We start from the raw sequence: 2,730 nt of genomic DNA on the forward strand, positions 1-2,730 counted from the left end.
GCACTGACCTCCGCGACAAGGGCGCCGCGCCTGCCGGGCGCGGAGCCGCAAGCAAAGAAAAGAACGCAAGCCAACAGGAAGACAGATCATGACATTTGCAAGATCCGCGGCGGCGCTTGCCGCCCTGACCACCGCCCTGACGGCCGTGCAACCGGCCTTCGCCCAGACCGATGGCGTCACGCTGGGCATCCTCGTGCCGCTGACCGGCGAGCTGGGCGAATTCGGCAAGATCGTCGCCGATGCCGTGCAGCTGGGCGTCGATGAGGTCAACGCGGCCGGGGGCACCAATTGCGGCCCGCTGCGCACCGTGGTGGCCGATACCGGCGGCTCGGCCGAACAGGCGATCCGCGAGGCCAACAAGATGATCGACAGCGAGGGTGCGGTGGCGATCCTCGGCCCGGCCTCGGGCGAGATGGTGGCGCTGGTCGACTTGGCCAAGCGCCGAAAGACGGTTCTGCTCTCGCCCTATGCCGGCACGATCACCCTGAACGAGATCGGCGGCGACTATGTCTACCGCACGGTCTCCTCGGATCTGGGCGACGGCGCGGCCTCGGGGCTGTGGATGGCCGAAAAGGGCTACAAATCCGTGGCCTTCCTGATCCAGAACGAGGAATCCACCATCTCGCCCGCGCAGGTCGCGCGCGAGGCGGTGACCGCGGCCGGGATCGAGCTGACCGACATGATCATCTACAATCCCGGCCAGCCCTCCTACCAGGCCGAGCTGATCTCGGTGCTGTCGCATAACCCGGACGCGATCTACCTCGCCGGCGGGCAGGAATCCGGCATAACCGTCATGAAGGAGGCCGCGGCGGGCGGATATGAGGGCGAATGGCTGCTGACCTCCGACCTTGCCGTGCCCTACACCTTCGAGGCGCTCGACCCCCGCATCCTCAACGACCGCGCCTATGTCGAACTGGCGGAGGCCGACAATACCCTCGACGAGTACAAGGCTTTCGCGGAATTGACGCGTCGCGAAACCGGGGGCGATCCCCTGCCTTTCTCCGCGAATGCGTTCGACATGGTCAATCTCGTCGCGCTGTCGCTCCAGGCATCCGCAAACTGCACCGGCGAAGGCATCAATGCCGTGCTGCGGGATGTTTCCGAAAAGGGAACGAAAGTGACGAGCTTCTCGGAGGGAAAGGCCGCGATTTCTGCCGGTGAAGATATCGATCTGGAAGGCGCATCCGGCCCGCTGACCATGGATGAAAGCGGTACGCCCAAAGGGGCATATATGATCCTCAAAGCCGAGGATGGCGCCTGGGCGGAAGAAAAATTCTATCCGGCCTCGATGTTCGAATGATGGCTTTTCCTGCCGGACCGCCTTCGCAGAGAAAGCACGCCGAACAGGAAAATTAGGGTTCTGCAGGGTGTCTTAAACAAGCATCTTGCAGGCGACCAGGTCCTGAGTCAGATCTGAACCTTCTATCGGCCTTGCTCAAGTCCGCGCAGGGTGCCACGTTGAGTGAGCTGGCTCCTTGATACCGAATTCTCAGTGCTGCAAGACTTGGAAATCTCGAAAATCTCCACCCTATACTTGCAGTCAGTCAGGAGGCTTTGAAATGCCCGCACTCTGGATCGCCCATGTTACCGTTCTCAACAGCGAGGCCTATGATAATTACAGGAAGCTCTCTGGCCCGGCGGTTGAGCTTCATGGCGGAACGATCATCGCACGGGGCGGAAATTATGTGCAGCTCGAAGGGCGCGAGCATCCCCGGCAGGTTATCGTGCGGTTTGAAAGCATCGAAGAGGCATTGGCATGCTACAATTCACCGGAATACCAAGAGGCGGTATATTTCGCCAAAGGCGCTTCCGAGCGTGATATCGTGATCGTCGAAACCAGTGAGTAGGTAACGTCCGTCAAAACAGATGGTTTTCCGAATGGTCTGAAACGGATCAACCGAGCATCGCAATGACCGGCATACGGAGAGGTTGTGGCTGCATGGAAGGCCCCCTCGTGCGGGTAGTTGTCACCGTCCTTCAATCTGAAACTATGCATCGATGCGGGCGGGACAGGTTGACGATTGGCTTACTTACCAGAACGAAAGGCGGCGGTTCTCGCAAAGATGCTGCCGCCGAACAGCATACCCTTGAACCGGTTGTCGGTTGAGGAAGGGATCTCGCGGGGCACGCTCGCGAAATGGCGCGCGGTAGCGCGGGCGAAGGGCAAGCTGCTGCCCGAAGCCGACGCAAATGTCGAAGGGTGGACGTCCAGAGACAAGCTCGCGGCGGTGATCGAGGCCGCCGCGCTGAACGAGACGGAACTGGGGGACTATTGCCGCTGCCGCGGGATATTTCCCGAGCAGATCTCCCTTTGGCGCGAAGCCTGCGAGATGGCGAATGACTGGGACCGGACGGCCTCGGCGCGGATTGCCCGCGAAACGAAGGACGACCGGAAGCGGATCCAACAATGAGGCGGATCGGCAGACAGTCCGGGGGACTGTCTGCCCGCCGAATGAGCGGGAGCTGAGGCGCAAGGAGAAGGCAGCGCTCCTGGTCCTGAGAAAAAAGGCGGCGGCGATTTGGGGGTGACACGCGGTCCGGCAGAGCTGGATCGGGCCGCCCTGTGGACGGACCGAAGCATGGAACGCCCGGAGCCATGCGAGGGCCGGCGGGCGGACGGAGAGGACGAATGACCTCGGCCTTGTTGCACAAATCGGGGGCTGAGCGCGGTTCCCCTTTCCCCGGACGGACTTATCCTACGGCCACAGTGACGGGTATGCCGAGCGCGGT

3 protein-coding genes are annotated in these 2,730 nt (G+C 61.9%); all 3 read left to right on the forward strand.

What is annotated here, in order from left to right; genetic code table 11:
- The first annotated feature begins 88 nt into the window (after nucleotides 1–88).
- The 3 genes from FGX59_RS36395 (at nucleotide 89) to FGX59_RS36405 (ending at nucleotide 2,411) form a co-directional block, all read left to right on the forward strand.
- Complete coding sequence (locus FGX59_RS36395; RefSeq protein WP_138473420.1) at nucleotides 89–1,300, forward strand: ABC transporter substrate-binding protein; 1,212 nt, start codon at nucleotides 89–91, stop codon at nucleotides 1,298–1,300.
- A gap of 259 nt (nucleotides 1,301–1,559) precedes the next feature.
- Entirely contained in the window at nucleotides 1,560–1,847 is a 288-nt protein-coding gene (locus FGX59_RS36400) for a DUF1330 domain-containing protein (protein WP_138473421.1), read from the forward strand.
- Between the two features lie 216 nt (nucleotides 1,848–2,063).
- Nucleotides 2,064–2,411, forward strand: coding sequence for a hypothetical protein (locus FGX59_RS36405; RefSeq protein WP_138473422.1), 348 nt, complete (start codon nucleotides 2,064–2,066; stop codon nucleotides 2,409–2,411).
- The last annotated feature ends 319 nt before the right edge of the window (nucleotides 2,412–2,730 follow it).

This window comes from Poseidonocella sp. HB161398 (assembly GCF_005870025.1).
Classification (GTDB): domain Bacteria; phylum Pseudomonadota; class Alphaproteobacteria; order Rhodobacterales; family Rhodobacteraceae; genus Mangrovicoccus.

Excerpts from the sequence above, each read along its gene's own strand:
- FGX59_RS36395 (WP_138473420.1), top strand. The coding sequence starts at position 89 with ATGACATTTGCAAGATCCGCGGCGGCGCTTGCCGCCCTGACCACCGCC.
- FGX59_RS36405 (WP_138473422.1), top strand. The coding sequence starts at position 2,064 with ATGCTGCCGCCGAACAGCATACCCTTGAACCGGTTGTCGGTTGAGGAA.
- FGX59_RS36400 (WP_138473421.1), top strand. The coding sequence starts at position 1,560 with ATGCCCGCACTCTGGATCGCCCATGTTACCGTTCTCAACAGCGAGGCC.